This is a genomic window from Glycomyces sp. NPDC047010 (genome assembly GCF_040644205.1).
In the GTDB taxonomy this organism is placed as follows: domain Bacteria; phylum Actinomycetota; class Actinomycetes; order Mycobacteriales; family Micromonosporaceae; genus Glycomyces.
The window spans coordinates 242,112-259,548 of the sequence record NZ_JBEYVY010000010.1 but is presented as its reverse complement, the minus strand read 5'-3'; the positions used below and the strand labels follow the sequence as shown (position 1 = coordinate 259,548).

Here is a 17,437-nt window from a genome sequence, read left to right as displayed (position 1 = left end):
GAGCCCCCGCCTTGAGCCTCCCCAACCCGGCCATCCCCGGATTCCGCGACTTCGAGATGGTCGCGCACGGGTCGACCGCGTTCGTGTACCGCGCCGTCCAGGAACGGCTCGACCGGACCGTGGCCGTGAAGGTCCTCCTCGTCGACGACGACATGACCACCGCCGACTCCGTCGAGAAGGAACTCGAAGCGACCGTGGCGGTCTCGAACCACCCCCACATCGTCTCGATCATCGACACCGGGCACACCGACGCCGGGCAGCCGTTCATCGTCATGGAGTACTGCGAGGGCGGCTCCTACTCCGCGATCCTCAAGGCCGACGGGCCCCTCCCCGTCGCCGACGTCCTCGACGTCGGCGTCAAGATCGGACAGGCCCTCCAGGCCGCCCACCACGCGGACATCCTCCACCGGGACGTCAAGCCGCAGAACATCCTCCGCGGCCAGTACGGCCCCGCGCTCGCCGACTTCGGCATCGCCCGCAGCACCGCCGCGCTGGCGGCCACGGCCGCGATCGACAAGCTCACGCCGCTCCACGCGTCCCCCGAGGCGCTCCTGCGGCAGGTCCAGACGCCCGCGAGCGACCTGTTCAGCCTCGCCTCCAGCATGTGGCACCTCCTCGCCGGGTTCGCGCCGTTCGCGAACCCCGAGGGCGGCACCGACCCCGACACGCACCGCGAGCGCGTCACCTCCGACGCGCAGCCGCCGCAGCTGCCCCGCGAGGACGTCCCCGAGTGGCTGGAGACGCTGCTCGTGCGGAGCCTCTCGCGGGACCCGGCCCGGCGGCCCGCCTCGTGCGAGGCGTTCGCCGAGGAGCTCCAGCGGGGCATGTACGGCGGCGGGGTCGGCAAGGCCGCGGCGCCGTCGGTCATCGGCGACGTCTCGAACGAGGAGACGGTGTACCGGCCCGAGGTGGCGTCGCGGGGCACGCGGGTGCCGCTCGACCCGTTCGCGCCCGTGCAGCAGCCGCCGATGCCGCACTCGGAGTACGGGAACACGCTCGGTTCGACCGCCGGGGGGATGACCGGCGGCGGGACGGGCGGGTTCGGTTCGCAGCTGGGCCACGCGGTGGACCCGCGGTACGCGCAGCTGAACGGGACCCCGGCGGCGCCGCCGATCTCGGCCGCGCCGTTCTCGGGCGCCCCGATGTCCGCGCAGCCGTTCTCGGGGGCCCCGGCTTCTCCCGCACCGCAGATCGCCCCGTACTCGGCGCCCCCGCAGGCGCCGGTGAGCATGCAGCCGCCGCCCTCGCCGTGGACGGCGCAGCAGGCCGCGCCGCCGATGCACCCGCACTCCGCGTCACCGGTGCAGCAGGACCAGCAGGTGTTCGCGCCGCCGGTGATCGGCCGCGACGGCGCGAAGCAGCGCAAGACCCAGGCGTACAAGGCCCCGAAGCAGCTGCAGCGCAAGGAGAAGGACAACCGGAGCCTCAAGGGCTACGTGATCCTGGGGATCTCCATCAGCGTGGTCCTGGGCCTGGTCATGACCCTGTGGCTGTGGCTGATCGTCCCGAACAAGGACGAGGACGACCTGGACCAGGCGAACACCGACGGCGGCGGGGCCCCCACTGGCCTGGCGATCGAGTCGTGGGACGCGGGCGAAGTGACCCTCGCGTGGACCGCGCCGGAGGGCGCCACGTCGAGCCTGCGGTACATCGTGTTCGCGCAGCGCGTCGGGGACGACCAGGCCGAGGCGCTGAACACCGACGGGACCCTGGAGACCACGTTCACCAGCGCCGGGTTCAGCCCGGACCAGGACTACTGCTTCCTGGTGAGCGCACTGTGGTCGGTCGACGAGGTGCCGAAGTCCGAACCGGTGTGCACCGCCGATCTCGGCGACTGACCGAATGCCCGATAAGGGTCGGCCGATCGGGTGATCCGCGCCAATCCGCGGACGCATTCCGCAGTTGCAGAAATTGGACCGCGAATAGCGCAGTCGAACATTTGATCGATTGGTTTTCGGGGCGCGCGAGTGCGCCCCGAGTCGCGCGCATGAAAAAGCGCCCCACACCCGAGGGCATGGAGCGCGGTTGTCGCGGGGGCGGACCCTTACGCGGCGACGGCCTCGGCGGTGAAGACGCCGGCCTCTTCGAGCGACTTCAGGGTGGTGTCCCAGCCCTGCTCCGCGGGAAGCGAGGACGCGAGGCCCTCGATCTCGGCCTTGAGCTTCTCGCCGTGGCCGGCGGCGGCCAGGGCCTTGAGGGCCTCGGTGAACGCCTCGGAGCCGGTGGCGAGGTGCAGGGTCTTGCCGGTGGTCAGGTTGCGCAGGTACACGTGCTTGCCGCCGTTGAGCGGGATCAGGTACTTGAACTCGCCGAGGACGCTGAGGCCCGCGGCACCCTTGCCCTGGCCGGCCTTGACGGAAGCGCGTGCTGTCTTGGAAGTGTTGGCTGCCACGCCGGTCTCCTCACCATGTCGTGTAGACGGATCTTCGGTCTCGCGCAGGAAGAGCAGCCCCGAAGACTGTCACGAACCTGGGTTGGACCACAAAAGAAAACCGACAGTATGCCGGTCATGCGCAAGTGTAGCTCAGGTGTGTCCTGCGACGACTAGCACATGCACCGGGTGTGACACATCGAATGATCGAAAAAGTGAGTGCCCGGGGCCGTTTAAGCCTAGCGCGATGCTTTCGAAGCTGTCAGTATGTAACAGAGCGGAATAGCGTGCCGGGTCCGAGTCCATCCCTTCTTCGACCCGGGCGACACCCGTTGTGCGGCTTCAAGTCGTAGTCAAATGACCACAAGGAGTGAGCCAGTACTCAGATACGCCGATTCCCAAGGAGGTGCGCGATGCAGACACGCGGCGTGATCTACATCCACTCCAGCCCGCCGGCCGTGTGCCCGCACGTCGAGTGGGCGATCGGGCGTGTCCTGGAGAGCTCCGGCGGCACCTCGCGGCAGGGAACGGTCAAGCTGGGCTGGTCCCCGCAGGACGCCGAGCGGGGCACCATGCGCGCCGAGCGCGCCTGGACCGGCTACGCCGGCATGGGCGCGGAGTTCGCGAAGGCCCTGGTGCAGTGGCCGATGCTGCGCTTCGAGGTCACCGAGGACCCGAGCGCGGGCGTGGACGGCGAGCGCATCATGCACGTCCCCGGCCGCGGCGCCTACCGCGCCGCGATGAGCGCCAGCGGCGACATCATGATCGCCGAGGACCGCATCCGCGCGCTCCTGGCGACCACCACCAGCGCCGAGGCGCTGCGCTCCGGGCTGGACCAGCTCCTGGGCCTGGAGTGGGAGCGGGAGCTCGCGCCGTACCGGCAGGCCGTCGGCGGCGCCGAGCAGTCCTGGCTCTCCCAGGTCAGCTGAGACGAGAGAGGAAGGCCCGCAACGCGATCGCGTTGCGGGCCTTTCCGTGTGCGCTATTGCGGTCGTGCTACTAGAGCTCGTCGGCGAGGTTGTCGAAGTTCGGGCCGTCGGTGCGCGAGCGCTTGAGCTCGTAGAAGCCCGGGGTGGTGGTCACGGCGTAGACGCCGTCCCACAGCTTCGCGGCGGCCTCGCCCTGCGGGGCGGGGGTCACGACCGGGCCGAACAGGCCGACCTTGACGCCCTCGTCGTTCTCGACGGCGACGACGGGCGTCCCGACGTCGGTGCCCACCAGGCCGATGCCGCGCTGGTGCGAGGCGCGCAGTGCCTCGTCCCAGTCCTCGGTCTTCGCGGCCGCGGCGAGGTCGGCCGGGAGGCCGACGGCGTCGAGGGCGGACGGGATGTAGCTCTCGGGGTCCTTGTCCTTGCGGAGGTGGATGCGGTTCCCGAGGGCGGTGTAGAGGCGGCCGAGGGTCTCGTTGTCGTACTGCTCGGCGACGGCGGTGGCGACGCGCACGGCCGGGAGCGTGCCGGGCATGAACGCGCGGTAGTTCTCGGGGAGCTCGTCGAGCTTGGGCTCGTTGAGCACGTACAGGCTCATGACGTTCCAGTGCACGTCCAGGTCGCGCAGTTTCGACGCCTCGATGATCCAGCGGGAGGTCATCCACGCCCAGGGGCACGCGGGATCGAACCAGAAGTCGACGGTCTTGGGTTGTGTCATGGGACTAGGGTACTTTCAATTTGAACTAGTTCCCAGGCGGCTCGGATCCATGATCGGAACCCACCGCGCAATCCGGATTAAAAGGATAAACTTGCCGCTGATGCTGGTGAATACGCGACAAGATGACATAACGGGCCGGTTCTGGGAGGGCGCCAGCGAGCACCCCGCCGAGCTCGTCGCCGAACCGTTCGGCACCGCTCCGGCCCCGTCGTTCGAGATCCACACCCTCGCGCGCCTGCGCGCGGGCGGTGCGCCCTCGCGGCCGTTCCGGCCCGACCGGCACTGCCTCGTCACGCTCTCCTCTGGGGCCCTTCGCCATTCGGTGGACTTCCGGGAGCACGCGATCGCGCCGGGCCAGTGGCTGTGGGCCCGTCCCGGGCAGGTGCAGCGCTGGGGCGCGCTCGACCGCGCCGAGGGCACGGTCATCCGCTTCGCGACCGGGTTCCTCGACCCCGACACGGCGATCGGCGTGTGCGCCGACGACCCGCACGCGCCGGTGCTGCGCGCCCCGGCCGCGGAGGACCACGCGCTGCTGCGCGCGGCGACCACGCAGCTCCAGTGGGAGCACTCGGCCGACCGGCTCGCGGAGGACACCCGGCGGCAGGTGCTCCGGCACCTCCTCGCGGTCCTGGTCCTGCGGGTGGCGAGCCTCCCGAGCGCGGCGGCAGGGAGCGAGCAGGGCGAGGTGTACCTTTCCTTCCGCGACGCGGTGGAACGCGACTTCGCGAACACGCGGACCCTGAGCGACTACGCCGAGGCCCTGGCGTGCTCCCCCAGGACGCTGTCGCGCGCGACGATCACGGCCGTGGGGATGCCCGCCAAGGAGTTCATCGACCGCCGGGTCGTGCTGGAGGCCAAGCGGATGCTCGCGTGCTCCGCGGTCCCGGCCGCGAGGATCGGCGACCGCCTCGGCTTCTCCTCGGCGACCAACTTCAACAAGTTCTTCGCCCAGCGCACCGGAACGACCCCGATCGCCTTCCGCAGCCAGATCCTCGCCGGCTAGCGGGCACCCGAAAGGCCCGCCGCACCTCAGGGTTTGGGCCCCCGGTTCGCAATGGTGCCAGCGGGGTCCGACAATCCGGCTACGAGGCCGCCGCGAAGACGGTCTCGGGTTTGGCCGTGTCGCCGTGCTCGGTCATGACGGCGAGGAGTTCGCCGGCGGCGTCGAGGACGGCGTAGCGGCCCTCGATGCCCGCGGCGGCGAGGGGCTTGCCGTAGGAGAGGGCCTTCGCCTCGGCGTCGGTGGCCGTGCGGGTCGGCATGAGGCGGGCCGCGGCGTCGCCCATCGTCAGGGTGCCGAGCGGTTCGCCCGCTTCGGAGCGCTCCGCGAGCGCTTCCAGGGTCGCGGCGGTGTCGAGGCCGAAGCCGCCGATCCTGGTGCGGCGCAGGGCCGTCAGGTGCCCGCCGACCTCAAGCACGGCGCCCAGGTCGCGGGCGATGGCGCGGATGTAGGTCCCGGAGGAGCAGGAGACGTCCACGTCCACGTCGGTGAAGGTGCCTTCACGGCGGATGTCGAGGACCTCGATCGCGGCGATCGTCACGCGCCGGGGCTTGAGTTCGACGGCCTCGCCGTCGCGGACGAGCTTGTAGGCGCGCTGCCCGTCGACCTTGACGGCGCTGACCGCGCTCGGGACCTGGTCGATCTCGCCGGTCATGGCCGCGAGCCCGGCGCGGATCGCGTCCTCGGCGACCGCGGAGGCGTCGGCGGTCGCGGTGGGATCGCCCTCGGCGTCGTCGGTCACGGTGGACTGGCCCAGGCGGATCGTCGCGGCATAGGACTTGTCGAGGCCCGACACGTAGGTCAGCAGCTTCGTGGCCTTGCCGACGGCGACGATCAGCACGCCCGTGGCCATCGGGTCCAGCGTGCCGCCGTGGCCCACCTTCCGGGTGCCGCAGATGCGGCGCATGCGGGCCACGACCCCGTGGGAGGTGATGCCCTGGGGCTTGTCGACGACGATGAGGCCCGGCTGCGGGCCGTTCTTCTGCGCTGCGGTCACGGTCGTAGAGGCTAACCGGCCGCCGCCGCGGCGCGCGCTACTGGTGGCGGTCGAGCGATTCCTGGAGGGCGCGCAGCGCCTCCGCCTTCTCCTCATCCCAATTATTGGGACGGACCCGGCGCTTGCGGCGAGGTGATGAATCAGTCTTCATCCTGGAGACCTTAACGGAGGTTCAGGTGCCTCACTACGCCGAATTCACATTGTGAGACGGAAATTGTCAGGCCCGCTCGGCGCCGGTGACGGCCCAGTCACCGGATCGCAAGCGCCACAGGATGAGTCCGAGCCGCACGAGCATGTAGACGGCGATGCCGCCCCAGATCCCCGCGAGGCCCCAGTCGAAGACGAGGGTGAGCCACATGAACGGCAGGCCGCTCGCGATCGAGGCCACCGTCATGTTCCGCAGGAACCGCAGGTCCCCCGCGCCGATGAGGACCCCGTCGAGGGCGAAGACGACGCCCGCGACCGGCAGCAGGAGCACCAGCCACGGCCACACGCTCCCGAGCTGGTCCCGCACGGCCGCATCGGAGGTGAACAGGCCCGGCAGGAACGGGATGAGCACGAGGACCACCACGAGGAACAGCAGGCCGTAGCCGACGCCCACGATCGTGATGCGCTTCGCGGAGGCCCGCGCGGTCTCGGGGCGGCCCGCGCCGAGGTCGGCGCCGATGAGGGCCTGGGCGGCGATGGCGACCGCGTCGAGGGCGAGCGCCGCGAAGAACCACAGCTGCATGCCGATCTGGTGCGCGCCGAGCGCGGCGGTGCCGACCCGGGCGGCCACGGCCGCCGCGGAGAAGGAGCTCACCTGGAACGCGGCGCCGCGGATGATGAGGTCGCCGTTCGCGGTGAGCTGCTTGGACATCAGGGGCCAGTCGACGCGCAGGCTCACCCCTTCGCGGCGCAGCGCGAGGAGGAACAGGGTGCCGGAGATGGCCTGCGCGACGGCGTTCGCCCACGCGGAGCCGACGAGGCCGAGGCCGACGGGGTACACGAGGACCGGCGCGAGCGCGGCCGAGATGAGGAACGAGACCGTCACGAACCACATGGGGCGGCGGGTGTCCTGGACGGCGCGCATCCAGCCCTGCCCGGCCCCGGCGACGAGGAGGAACGGGGCGCCGAGGATCGCCACGCGGAGCCATTCGGCCGCGGCGGCCTCCACGGCCGGGTCGTCGCCCATGAGGCCCGCGAGCGGGCCCGCGAAGACCTCGATGGCGGCGATCATGAGCAGGCCCGCGGCGAGGGCGATCCAGGTGCCCTGGACGCCTTCGGCGACGGCGCCGGGGCGGTCGCCCGCGCCGTAGCGGCGGGCGGCCCGGGCGGTGGTGCCGTAGGCGAGGACCGCGCCGATGAGCGGCGCGAGGCCCATGATGACGCCGCCGAGCGCGAGCCCGGCGAGCGGCACGGCACCCAGGTGGCCGACCACGGCGGTGTCGATGAGCAGGTAGATGGGCTCGGCGGCGAGGACGACGAGCGCCGGGATCGCCAGGGAGGCGATCGTCCGGTAGGAGGCCGGCCGCGGAGGGGCCGCGGCCGGGTCGACGGGGGTGCCGGAGGTCACCGGCGGGGCTCTTCGGCCGCCTCGTCCTCGGGCTCGTCCTTCTCGACGTACGGGTTGGCCTCGCCCGCGTAGGCGGCGCCCTCGGCGATCTTGTGGACCTCCGCGTCGGCCGCGGCGGCCTTCGCGAGGAGCTCCTCGATGCGGTTGGCCTGGTCGGGGACGGTGTCGGCAATGAACTGGAGGGACGGCGCGTGGCGCATCCCCAGGGCCCGGCCGACGGTGGTGCGCAGGTGCCCGGTGGCGCGCTCCAGGCCCGCCGCGGACGCCTTGACCTGGTCCTCGTCACCGAGGACGGTGTAGAAGACCGTGGCCTCGCGCAGGTCCGAGGTAATGCGGGCGTCGGTGATGGTGACCATGCCGACCCGCGGGTCCTTGAGTTTGCGGACCGCCTGCGCGGTCAGCTCCATGACCCGCTTGGACACCTGGGCCCGCTTCGCTGCGTCTGCCATCGCTCTTCCTGCCTTCCACTTCCACTGCTGCGCGCACCTCGGTGCGGATGCGCCTTCGTCGACCGCGCCCCGTCTGGGCGCGGATCCTCAATCGCCTGTGCTGTCTAATCGTCCTCGGGGCCGAAGACGCGCCGCCTGGCGCTGAGGAGCTCCACTTCGGGGCGGCCCGCGACGTGGTGCTCGCAGGCGTCGAGGACCTCCGCGACGTGGCGGTGGTCCCCGGCGACGGCGGCGACGCCGATCGTAGTGCGGCCGTGGACCTCCTGGTCGCCGACCTCCGCGACCGCGACCTCGTACTTCCGCAGGGAGGCGACGATCGGGCGCACGTAGGAGCGCTTGGCCTTCAGCGAGCGGGAGTCCTGGGGCAGGAGGAGGTCGAATTCAACACATCCGGTGAACACCGCTCTAGATTACGCGCAGGGCCCGACATCCCCAAGATCTTTACAGCCGCCGGAAATCACCGGTTTCGCGACGTCCGTCACGGGTACCTGCCACGATGAGGCCGGAAGCGGACCGAGGAGGAGCCATGGCGTCACCGCAGAGCGGCTGGGACCGGAACTACCAGGAGCAGCCCACGCGGCCCTACCCGCCGGTCCAGCCGGAGCAGGGCGACCGCCCGAGGGTGGACGCCGGGAAGCTGTGGGCGGGCGGCTTCGGGACGGCCGTCGTGGCCGCGCTCGTCGCGCTCGTGGGCATCCTCCTGGTGCGCGGGGTGCTCGGCATCCACATCCTCTCGCCTTCGGACGCGGGGGCCTACGGCGACACGACCACCACCACTTACGCGTTCGGGGCGTTCGGGATCGCGATCCTGGCGACCGCCGCGGTGCACCTGCTGCTCATGCTCATGCCGCGCCCGATGGCGTTCTTCAACTGGATCATGCTGCTGGTCATCGCCGTGGGCGTGCTCATCCCGTTCACCGCCTCGGCGGAACTGGAGTCGCAGATCGCGACGGCGGCGATCAACCTGGTCATCGGCCTGTGCATCATGAGCCTGCTCAACTCGGTCGCGGGCATCGCGACCAGGGCGGGCCGAGCGCCCGGCGACGGGATGCTCTGAAGGTAGGGCAGGCCCTACCGTGAACAAGCGGGACCGCCGGGTCGTACCGGGCGGCCCGCTTTTCTACTGTTGACCCATGCGTACAACCCTCCGGCAACTCGGCACCGACACCGGATACCTCCTGTCGATGTTCTTCATCGCCCTGCCCTCGTTCATCATCGGCCTGGTCGGCACCCTCCTCGGGGTCGGCACGGCGATCATCTGGATCGGCGTGCCCATCGCCGCCGCCACCATGTTCGCGATGCGCGGCATGGCCGCCGCGGGCCGCTCCATGCTCCCCGCGGTGCTGCGCCGGGAGCTGCCGAAGCCCCGCTACAAGCGCTCCCCGGAGGACGCCTCGGCGCTGCGCCGGTTCCTGACCGCGCTCACCGACGGCCAGTCGTGGCTCAACATCCTGTGGGCCGTGACGATCCTGCCCGTCGCCATCGCCGGTTTCGTCATCGCGCTCGTGTGGTGGGCCGTGACCCTCGCGACCCTGACGTGGCCGGTGTGGGGCTGGATCATCATCGCCGCGACCGGCGAGTCGGAGCAGGGCCTCGAATACGCCACCGAATGGCTCGGCTGGGGCGACTCGTACCTGGCGATGTCGGTGCTCTGCTGGATCGCCGCGGCCGTGATGATCCTGACGATCGTCCCGGTCACCCGCGGCATGGCCGTCGCCGAAGCCTCGATCGGCCGCGGCATGCTCACCTCCATCAGCGGCCTGCACGAGCGCATCGACCAGCTGGAGGAGTCCCGGGCCGCCGCGACCTCCGCGGAGGCCGACGCCCTGCGGCGCATCGAGCGCGACATCCACGACGGCCCGCAGCAGCGCCTCGTGGGCCTGGGCATGGAGCTCGCCCGCGTCAAGCGCCAGCTCGCGACCAACCCCGAAGCGGCCCAGGAGACCCTGGAGGCGGCCATCGCCCAGACCAGGGAGACCATCGACGAGCTGCGGTCGCTCTCGCGCGGCATCGCCCCGCCGATCCTCACCGACCGCGGCCTGGAGGCGGCGCTCGCGGCCCTCGCGGCCCGCTCGCTCGTCCCGGTGGAGCTGGAGACGAACCTCAACGGCCGCTACCGGGCCGCCGTCGAGAGCACCGTGTACTTCGTGACCGCCGAGTGCCTCACGAACGTGGCCAAGCACTCCCAGGCCACCAAAGCGACCGTGTCGGTCGAGGACTGGGGCGATAGGCTGGTGCTCTCGGTCGGCGACAACGGCGTCGGGGGCGCGCACGTCTCGAAGGGGCACGGGCTCTCGGGCCTCACCGACCGGGTCAAGGCCGTCGAGGGCCAGTGGACCATCGACTCCCCCGACGGCGGTCCGACAGTGATCGTCGTGGAGGTTCCGTGCGAGTAGTGATCGCCGATGACGCCGTGCTCATCCGTTCAGGGCTCGTGAAGCTCTTGGAGGAGTTCGGATGCGAGGTGCTCGCCGAGGTCGGCGACGGCGACGCCCTCGTGGAGGCCGTCGCCGAGCACAAGCCGGACGTCTCGGTCGTCGACGTCCGCATGCCCCCGTCGTTCACCGACGAAGGGCTCAGAGCAGCCACGCGCGCCCGGGAGATCGTCCCGGGCGCGCCCGTGCTCATCCTCAGCCAGTACGTGGAGGTCTCCTACGCGGACGACCTCCTCGCGGACGCCCGCGGCGCCGTCGGGTACCTGCTCAAGGAGCGGGTCATCGACATCGAGGACTTCATGGACTCCCTGAAGCGCGTCGCCGCGGGCGGCACCGTGTTCGACCCGGAGGTGGTCTCGCAGCTCATGGTCAGGCGCCGCAAGAACGACCCCGTCGCGACGCTGACGCCCCGCGAGAAGGAGGTCCTGGGACTCATGGCCGAGGGCCACTCGAACAAGGCGATCGGCAAGAAGCTGTTCATCTCCGACGGCGCGGTCGAGAAGCACATCCGGAACATCTTCACGAAGCTCGCGCTCAGCAGCGAGGACGGCGACCACCACCGCAGGGTGAAGGCCGTCCTGGCGTACCTCAGGTCCTAGAGGACGAGGAAGCCGCGCTCGATCAGGCGCTTCACGACGGGGTAGAGCTGGGCGTACAGCAGCGCCGGCTCTGCCCCGTACGTGTCGGCGAGGAGCTGCACCTGGAGGCGCACTTCCGCTTCGCCGTTGCACGCGCCGAGGAACTGGACGACGAGCGGGTCGGCCTCCTCGGCGTACCGCATGCCGTGCGCCTGCTGGAGCCACTGCCGGTCCACGTCCCAGCCCTCGTCGCCCAGAGCGGCGGTTTGCTGGAGGACCGTGCCGTCGGCGACGCGCAGCCGCGACTCCCACAGCACCTCGGGTTCGAGCGGGTCGTCGCGCAGTGCGAACCAGTCGGCGACGCGGTCGGACCACGGGGCCTCGACCGCGTGGCGGGCTTCTTCGCAGACCACTTCCGTGGGGCCGTCGATGCGGCGGACGGAGACGAAGCCGAAGCCGACGGCCTCGACCTCGTTGGCCGCGAACCAGTCGAGCCAGGCCGCGGCCTGCTCGGCGTCGTGCGACTCCCCCGAGTCGCGCTGCCAGGTGCGCACGTAGTCGAGCGGGTCGAGCACCTCGCGCTCCACGGCCCACACCCGCACGCCCGCGTTGGGGAACCAGCCCGCGACGCGCTCGGACCAGTCCTCGCCCTTGCGGTGCAGCCAGTTCGCGAGGAACTGCATGGTCCCGCCGGGGTTCAGCAGGTCGACGGAGGCCGCGGCGAGCTCGGCGGCGATGCCGTCGGCTTCGCGGCCGCCGTCGCGGTAGGTCCAGCCGGTGCCGGGCGTGCCGATGACGAACGGCGGGTTCGCGACCACGAGGTCGAAGCGCCGCCCGGCGATCGGTTCGAGCAGGTCCCCTTGCAGCAGTTCGAGCTCTGTGCCGTTGACCGCGGCGTTCAGTGCGGCGAACGCCAGGGCGCGCTCGCTCAAGTCCGTGGCGGCGACCCGGTCGGCGGGCAGCGCCAGGGCCTGGACGCCGCAGCCGGTGCCCAGGTCGAGGGCGCTCGCGACGGGGTCGCGGAGCGTCAGGTCGAGGAGGAGCTTCGAGGCGCCGCCGACGCCGAGCACGTGCTCGGGGCCGCGGCCGCCCGTGGTGTTCGGCAGCTGGTCGGAGAACAGGAGCCGGTCGCCCTCGAACTGGAGGCCCCAGCCCGCGGACACCTCGTCGCCGCCGGTCAGGAGACCGCATTCACGGGCTTCATCGAGCGTGAAGGGAGCCAATGCGCCCGCCACCGCGGCGGCAGGGACCGGGACGCCCGCGACCCACAGGCGGGCCCGCACGCCGAGCGGGTCGTCCCCGCACTGCGCGAGCAGCGCCCGGTAGTCGCCGCGGTCGGCGGCAGCGACCGCGTCCGGGCCGTAGACGCGCCGCAGCGCGGCCCGGTCGAAGCCCCGAAGGGCCCGTCCGAGCCGCGCAGCGGCTTCAGCTTCGAGCAGACGCACTTACGAGCGCGGCTTCTCGCGCATCTCGAAGGCTTCGATGATGTCGCCCTCTTCGATGTTGTTGTAGTTCTTCAAGGTGAAACCGCACTCGAAGCCCTCGCGGACCTCGTTGGCGTCGTCCTTGAACCGGCGCAGCGACGAGATGGTCGTCTCGATGACGACCGCGCCGTCGCGCATGAGGCGGACCTTCGCGTTGCGCTTGATCGAACCGCTCGTGACGAGCGCACCGGCGATGTTGCCGAGCTTCGACGAGCGGAACACCTCGCGGATCTCGGCCGAACCGAGCGCCGCCTCTTCGTACTCGGGCTTGAGCATGCCCTTGAGCGCGGTCTCGATCTCCTCGATCGCCTGGTAGATGACGGTGTAGTACCGGACGTCCACGCCTTCGCGCTCGGCCATGTCGCGGACGCGACCCTCGGCACGAACGTTGAACGCGATGATCGTCGCGGCCTCGCCGTCGCCCGCCGCGGCGAGGTTGACGTCGGACTCCGTGATCGGACCGACGCCGCGGTGGATGACCTGGAGGTGCACTTCCTCCGGGATCTCCAGCGCGACCAGCGCCTCTTCGAGGGCCTCGACCGAACCGGCGCCGTCGCCCTTGATGATGAGCGAGAGCGTGGTGCGCTCGCCTTCGGCGATCTTGTCCATGAGGTTCTCGAGCGTGGTGCGCGAGACGCGGGACGCCTGCTGCGCCGCACGGCGGCGGGCCTGGCGCTGCTCCGCGATCTGCCGGACCGTGCGGTCGTCGTCGGCGGCGAGGAACACGTCCCCCGCCATCGGGACGGACGCGAGGCCCTGCACCTGCACCGGGAACGACGGGGTCGCCTCGATGACCTTGGTGCCGTCGGCGTCGTGCATCGCACGGACGCGTCCGTGCGCGCCGCCGGCGACGATCGAGTCGCCGACACGCAGCGTGCCCTTCTGGACCAGGACCGTGGCGACCGGGCCGCGGCCCTTGTCGAGGTGCGCCTCGATCGCGATGCCCTGCGCGTTGCCGGTCTCCGAAGCCTCCAGCTCCAGGGACGCGTCGGCGGTCAGGAGCACCGCTTCGAGCAGCTCCGCGATGCCGATGCGCGGCTTGGCGGCCACGTCGACGAACATGGTCTGCCCGCCGTACTCCTCGGCGACCAGGCCGTACTCGGTCAGCTGCTGGCGGACCTTGCCCGGGTTGGCGTCCGGCAGGTCGGTCTTGTTGACCGCGACCACGACCGGGGCGCCGGCGGCGCTGGCGTGGTTCAGGGCCTCGATCGTCTGCGGCATGACGCCGTCGTCCGCCGCGACCACGAGCACCACGATGTCCGTGACGTTCGCGCCGCGGGCGCGCATGGCGGTGAAGGCCTCGTGGCCCGGGGTGTCGATGAACGTGATCGCACGGTCTTCGCCCTCGTGCTCGACGTGGACCTGGTACGCGCCGATGTGCTGGGTGATGCCGCCCGCCTCGCCCGCCACGACGTTCGTGTGGCGGATCGCGTCGAGGAGCTTCGTCTTACCGTGGTCGACGTGGCCCATGACCGTGACGACCGGGGGACGCGGGACGAAGTCGTCCTTGTCCTCGGCGTCGAGGTCGATGCCGAACTGCGACAGCAGCTCGCGGTCCTCCTCCTCGGGGGACACGATCTTGATGTCCCAGTCGAGGTGGGTGCCGAGGAGCTCGAAGGTATCCTCCGACACGGACTGCGTCGCGGTCACCATCTCGCCCAGGGTGAACAGCTCCTGGACGAGGGTGCCCGGCAGGGTGCCGATCTTGTCGGCGAAGTCGGCGAGCGACGCGCCGCGGGCCAGGCGAATGGTCTCGCCGTTCCCTCGGGGCGCGCCCGACTGCATCCTCGGCGCGGCCAGGTTGTCGAACTCCTGGCGCCGCTGACGACGCGACTTGCGGGACTTGCCGCGGGGTCCGCCGCGGCCGAACGCGCCTGCGGCACCGCCGCCGCGCGCCTTGCCGCCGCCGCCCGCGCGACCGCCGCCGCCCCGGTACGGGGCCGGCGCGCCGGTCGAAGGACCGGAACCGCCGGTACCGCCCGCGGCTCCGCCGCCGCCGGCACCGCCGAAGTTGCCGCGGTAGTTGCCGCCGCCCCCACCGGGACGACCGCCGCCGCCACCGGGACGGCCACCGCCGCCGCCGGGGCCGCCGCGACCGCCGCCGCGGGCACCGCGCGCGCCGCCGTCACGACCGCCGCCGGCCGGACGACCGGGCATCATGCCCGGGTTCGGACGCGGAGGCATCATGCGCGGGCTGGGGCGGGGACCGCCGGGGCGCTCGGCGCCGCCGTCTGCGGGACGCGACTTCGGGGCGGGAGTGCCGCCGCCGACGCCGAACGGGTTCTTCGGGCCCGGCTTCGGCGCGCCCGGACGGGCGGCCGGGGCCGGAGCGGGCTTCGGGCCGGGCTTGGGAGCCGCCGCGGCGCGCTTGGCGGCCTCGGCCTGCTCCTGCTGGCGCTTGAGCAGCTCCTCGGCGCGCTTCTGCTCCGCGGCCACCTCGATGTCGCGGGCGGACGCGGGCTTGATCTCGGGCTGGAGCGGGGCCGGAGCGGGCTTGGGGCCCGGCTTCGGACCGGCGGCCGCACCCGGCTTCGGGGCGGCCTTCTTCGCGGCCTTCTTGGCCTCGGCTTCGGCCTTCGCCTCGGACTTGGCGTCCTTGGCGTCGACCTTGGCCTGCATGATCTTGGACGGGCTCGGCGCCGCCGGGCGCGGCTTGGAGGCCGCGGGCTTCACGGGGGCGGCCGGCGTCGGGGTCTCGGTCTTCCCGGCCGACGCTGCCGGGGCGCCCTGTGCGGCGTCGTACTCCTGCCGCAGCCGACGCGCCACCGGCGCTTCGACCGTGCTCGACGCTGACTTCACGAACTCGCCCATCGAGCCGAGCTTCGCGAGCAAGTCCTTGCTCGTCGTGCCCAGTTCCTTGGCAAGTTCATGTACGCGGGGCTTTGCTGCCACTGCACTCCTCACATTCGAGGCCGTACGGGCAGCGCCCGCCGACCTCAGCCTTCCACTGACAACCAGTTCATCGGGAGAACTTCATCGCGTGGTCTTCATTCGGTCTCTACCTGCTTTTCGTGTGCGGGAGTCGGCCTCTCGGCCGACTCCGACTCGACAAGGGCTCGCACCATGGCGACGTCCACGGCTCCGTCTATCCTGAGGGCCCTGGCGAACGCACGCTTGCGAACTGCCTGGTCAAGGCAGTTCGTAGAGTGGTGCACATGGGCTCCGCGGCCGCTGAGGCGGCGCTGCGGGTCCGGAACCAAGCGGTTCTGGGAACCCTCAGAGCGTTGGACGACGACGCGCAGCAGCTCGGAAGCGGAAGCACGTCTGCGGCAACCCACACAGGTGCGGACTACCGCTGCGTCACGTTGCGATCCGTTAATAAGTCTACCTCCCGGAGCGGCGGCCGCCACCGGCCGGGCCGGTCTCCTCCTTCGTGCCGCCGGACACGTGCGCGTCGGACTTGATGTCGATCCGCCAACCGGTGAGCCTGGCCGCAAGGCGCGCGTTCTGCCCTTCCCGGCCGATCGCCAGCGAAAGCTGGTAGTCGGGGACGATCACCTCAGTGGAGCGCGTGGACTCGTCCACGACCCGCACCGACAGGGTCTTCGCCGGGGAGAGCGCGTTCGCGACGAACTGCGCCGGGTCGGCGCTCCAGTCGACGATGTCGATCTTCTCTCCGCCGAGCTCGCTCATGACGGCGCGCACACGCGAGCCCATCGGGCCGATGCACGCGCCCTTCGCGTTGACGTCCTTCGTTGTGGCGCGCACCGCGATCTTGGAACGGTGACCGGCTTCACGTGCGATCGCCGGGATCTCCACGGCGCCCTCGTCGATCTCGGGGACCTCGAACGCGAACAGCTTCTTGACCAGGGCGGGGTGGGTGCGGGAGAGGGTGATCTGGGGTCCGCGGGCGGTCCGGTTCACCTGGATCACGATGGCGCGGATGCGCTTCCCGTGCTCGTAGGTCTCGCCGGGCACCTGCTCGTTCAACGGGAGGGTCGCCTCGATCTTGCCGAGGTCGACGGTGACGATGCCGCGCTCGTTGCGCTCCCCGTGGGCCTGGACGACGCCGGTGACGATGTCGCCCTCCTTGCCGGAGTACTCGCCGTAGTTGACCTCGTCGGCCGCCTCGCGCAGGCGCTGGAGGATGACCTGCTTCGCGGTCTGGGCGGCGATGCGGCCGAAGCCCTCGGGGGTGTCGTCGCGCTCGGAGACGACCTCGTCCTCTTCGTCCAGCACCGGGACCAGGACATTGGCGATGCCGCTGTCGCGGTTGACCACGACACGTGCGCGCTCATCGGCCCCGGGGGTGTGCTTGTAGGCGGTCAGCAGCGCCGATTCGATAGCGCCGAGGATTGTCTCGAAAGGGATGTCGCGCTCGCGTTCCAGCGACCGCAGCGCGGCCAGGTCGATATGCACCCGTTCTCCTTAAGTCTTGAGTTGTCCTCACCGCGGCCGTTCAAGGCGTGCGAGCCGGTGGCGTCGCCTTCGGACGCTCATCGCAGCTCGATCTGCACCTTGCCGGGCCCCAGCTCGGCATAGGTGGCCGAGCGGCGCACGCCGTCGGCCTCTAGTTCAATCCCCCGCTCGCTGGCATCCGCGATCCGCCCTTTCACGGGCTCCTCCCCGATGTTCACGGCTACCAAGCGCCCAATATTACGCCGCCAGTGCCGGGGCTCGGTCAGCGGACGGTCGACCCCCGGCGACGACACTTCCAGGGTATATGCGGTGTCCGCGAAGGGTCCTCCCGTCGAGTCGGCCTCGTCCAGGGCCTTCGAGCACGCTTTCGAGACAACGGCCACATCGTCCAGACTGATCCCGCCGTCCTTGTCCACAAGGACCCTGACGAGGAGCCTCCGGCCCGCTTTCGTGACGGTCAGCCCCTCCAGGTCGTACCCCGCGGCCGAGACCGCCGGGTCGAGGATGGATTCCACTTCGGCGCGCTGCTCGGATCCCATGCGCACTCCTCTCGTATCGCCTA

Annotated in this window: 17 protein-coding genes; 6 read left to right on the top strand and 11 right to left on the bottom strand. The window is 71.1% G+C overall.

Features of this window, described 5'->3' with window-relative positions; genetic code table 11:
* The first annotated feature begins 11 nt into the window (after positions 1 to 11).
* Complete coding sequence (locus tag AB0A65_RS20855; RefSeq protein WP_359953464.1) at positions 12 to 1,838, top strand: protein kinase; 1,827 nt, start codon at positions 12 to 14, stop codon at positions 1,836 to 1,838.
* A 206-nt stretch (positions 1,839 to 2,044) separates the two neighbouring features.
* On the opposite strand, the gene AB0A65_RS20850 is transcribed toward AB0A65_RS20855, so the two are convergent.
* Complete coding sequence (locus AB0A65_RS20850; protein ID WP_359953462.1) at positions 2,045 to 2,392, bottom strand: hypothetical protein; 348 nt, start codon at positions 2,390 to 2,392, stop codon at positions 2,045 to 2,047.
* A 392-nt stretch (positions 2,393 to 2,784) separates the two neighbouring features.
* Here AB0A65_RS20850 and AB0A65_RS20845 point away from each other — a divergent pair, with 392 nt between their 5' ends.
* A complete protein-coding gene (locus AB0A65_RS20845; protein ID WP_359953460.1) occupies positions 2,785 to 3,300 on the top strand; it encodes a DUF3145 family protein in 516 nt (171 codons plus the stop codon).
* Positions 3,301 to 3,370: 70 nt separating this feature from the next.
* On the opposite strand, the gene AB0A65_RS20840 is transcribed toward AB0A65_RS20845, so the two are convergent.
* The gene (locus AB0A65_RS20840) at positions 3,371 to 4,018 is read right to left on the bottom strand and encodes a disulfide bond formation protein DsbA (RefSeq protein WP_359953458.1); all 648 of its coding nucleotides are present in this window, start codon (positions 4,016 to 4,018) and stop codon (positions 3,371 to 3,373) included.
* A gap of 100 nt (positions 4,019 to 4,118) precedes the next feature.
* Between AB0A65_RS20840 and AB0A65_RS20835 the strand changes: the two genes are divergently transcribed.
* The gene (locus tag AB0A65_RS20835) at positions 4,119 to 5,021 is read left to right on the top strand and encodes a helix-turn-helix domain-containing protein (protein ID WP_359953457.1); all 903 of its coding nucleotides are present in this window, start codon (positions 4,119 to 4,121) and stop codon (positions 5,019 to 5,021) included.
* 79 nt (positions 5,022 to 5,100) lie between these two features.
* On the opposite strand, the gene truB is transcribed toward AB0A65_RS20835, so the two are convergent.
* The 4 genes from truB to AB0A65_RS20815 all read right to left on the bottom strand — a co-directional run bounded on the left by truB (position 5,101) and on the right by AB0A65_RS20815 (position 8,420).
* Complete coding sequence (gene truB, locus AB0A65_RS20830; protein WP_359953455.1) at positions 5,101 to 6,015, bottom strand: tRNA pseudouridine(55) synthase TruB; 915 nt, start codon at positions 6,013 to 6,015, stop codon at positions 5,101 to 5,103.
* Positions 6,016 to 6,232: 217 nt separating this feature from the next.
* A complete protein-coding gene (locus tag AB0A65_RS20825) occupies positions 6,233 to 7,570 on the bottom strand; it encodes an MATE family efflux transporter (protein WP_359953454.1) in 1,338 nt (445 codons plus the stop codon).
* Positions 7,567 to 8,019, bottom strand: coding sequence for a 30S ribosome-binding factor RbfA (gene rbfA / locus AB0A65_RS20820; RefSeq protein ID WP_359953452.1), 453 nt, complete (start codon positions 8,017 to 8,019; stop codon positions 7,567 to 7,569). The genes AB0A65_RS20825 and rbfA overlap by 4 nt, the downstream gene beginning before the upstream one ends.
* A gap of 104 nt (positions 8,020 to 8,123) precedes the next feature.
* A complete protein-coding gene (locus AB0A65_RS20815) occupies positions 8,124 to 8,420 on the bottom strand; it encodes a DUF503 domain-containing protein (RefSeq protein ID WP_359953450.1) in 297 nt (98 codons plus the stop codon).
* Positions 8,421 to 8,545: 125 nt separating this feature from the next.
* Here AB0A65_RS20815 and AB0A65_RS20810 point away from each other — a divergent pair, with 125 nt between their 5' ends.
* The 3 genes from AB0A65_RS20810 to AB0A65_RS20800 all read left to right on the top strand — a co-directional run bounded on the left by AB0A65_RS20810 (position 8,546) and on the right by AB0A65_RS20800 (position 11,053).
* Positions 8,546 to 9,076: a DUF6069 family protein gene (locus tag AB0A65_RS20810; protein ID WP_359953448.1), complete on the top strand. Its 531-nt coding sequence runs from the start codon at positions 8,546 to 8,548 to the stop codon at positions 9,074 to 9,076.
* A 76-nt stretch (positions 9,077 to 9,152) separates the two neighbouring features.
* A complete protein-coding gene (locus AB0A65_RS20805; RefSeq protein ID WP_359953446.1) occupies positions 9,153 to 10,415 on the top strand; it encodes a sensor domain-containing protein in 1,263 nt (420 codons plus the stop codon).
* Positions 10,406 to 11,053: a response regulator transcription factor gene (locus AB0A65_RS20800; RefSeq protein WP_359953444.1), complete on the top strand. Its 648-nt coding sequence runs from the start codon at positions 10,406 to 10,408 to the stop codon at positions 11,051 to 11,053. Before AB0A65_RS20805 ends, AB0A65_RS20800 begins: the two co-directional genes overlap by 10 nt.
* Here AB0A65_RS20800 and AB0A65_RS20795 read toward each other — a convergent pair.
* From AB0A65_RS20795 to rimP, 5 genes are all read right to left on the bottom strand, one after another.
* Complete coding sequence (locus AB0A65_RS20795) at positions 11,050 to 12,477, bottom strand: methyltransferase (protein WP_359953443.1); 1,428 nt, start codon at positions 12,475 to 12,477, stop codon at positions 11,050 to 11,052. The genes AB0A65_RS20800 and AB0A65_RS20795 overlap by 4 nt on opposite strands.
* Positions 12,478 to 15,408 carry a translation initiation factor IF-2 gene (infB, locus tag AB0A65_RS20790; protein ID WP_359953442.1) on the bottom strand — a complete coding sequence of 977 codons (2,931 nt, stop codon included), beginning with the start codon at positions 15,406 to 15,408 and terminating at the stop codon, positions 12,478 to 12,480. It lies immediately after the preceding gene.
* Between the two features lie 95 nt (positions 15,409 to 15,503).
* Positions 15,504 to 15,794 carry a YlxR family protein gene (locus AB0A65_RS20785; protein WP_359953440.1) on the bottom strand — a complete coding sequence of 97 codons (291 nt, stop codon included), beginning with the start codon at positions 15,792 to 15,794 and terminating at the stop codon, positions 15,504 to 15,506.
* A gap of 46 nt (positions 15,795 to 15,840) precedes the next feature.
* The gene (gene nusA, locus AB0A65_RS20780; RefSeq protein WP_359953438.1) at positions 15,841 to 16,875 is read right to left on the bottom strand and encodes a transcription termination factor NusA; all 1,035 of its coding nucleotides are present in this window, start codon (positions 16,873 to 16,875) and stop codon (positions 15,841 to 15,843) included.
* A gap of 77 nt (positions 16,876 to 16,952) precedes the next feature.
* Positions 16,953 to 17,414 carry a ribosome maturation factor RimP gene (gene rimP / locus AB0A65_RS20775; protein WP_359953436.1) on the bottom strand — a complete coding sequence of 154 codons (462 nt, stop codon included), beginning with the start codon at positions 17,412 to 17,414 and terminating at the stop codon, positions 16,953 to 16,955.
* Between the last annotated feature and the right edge of the window lie 23 nt (positions 17,415 to 17,437).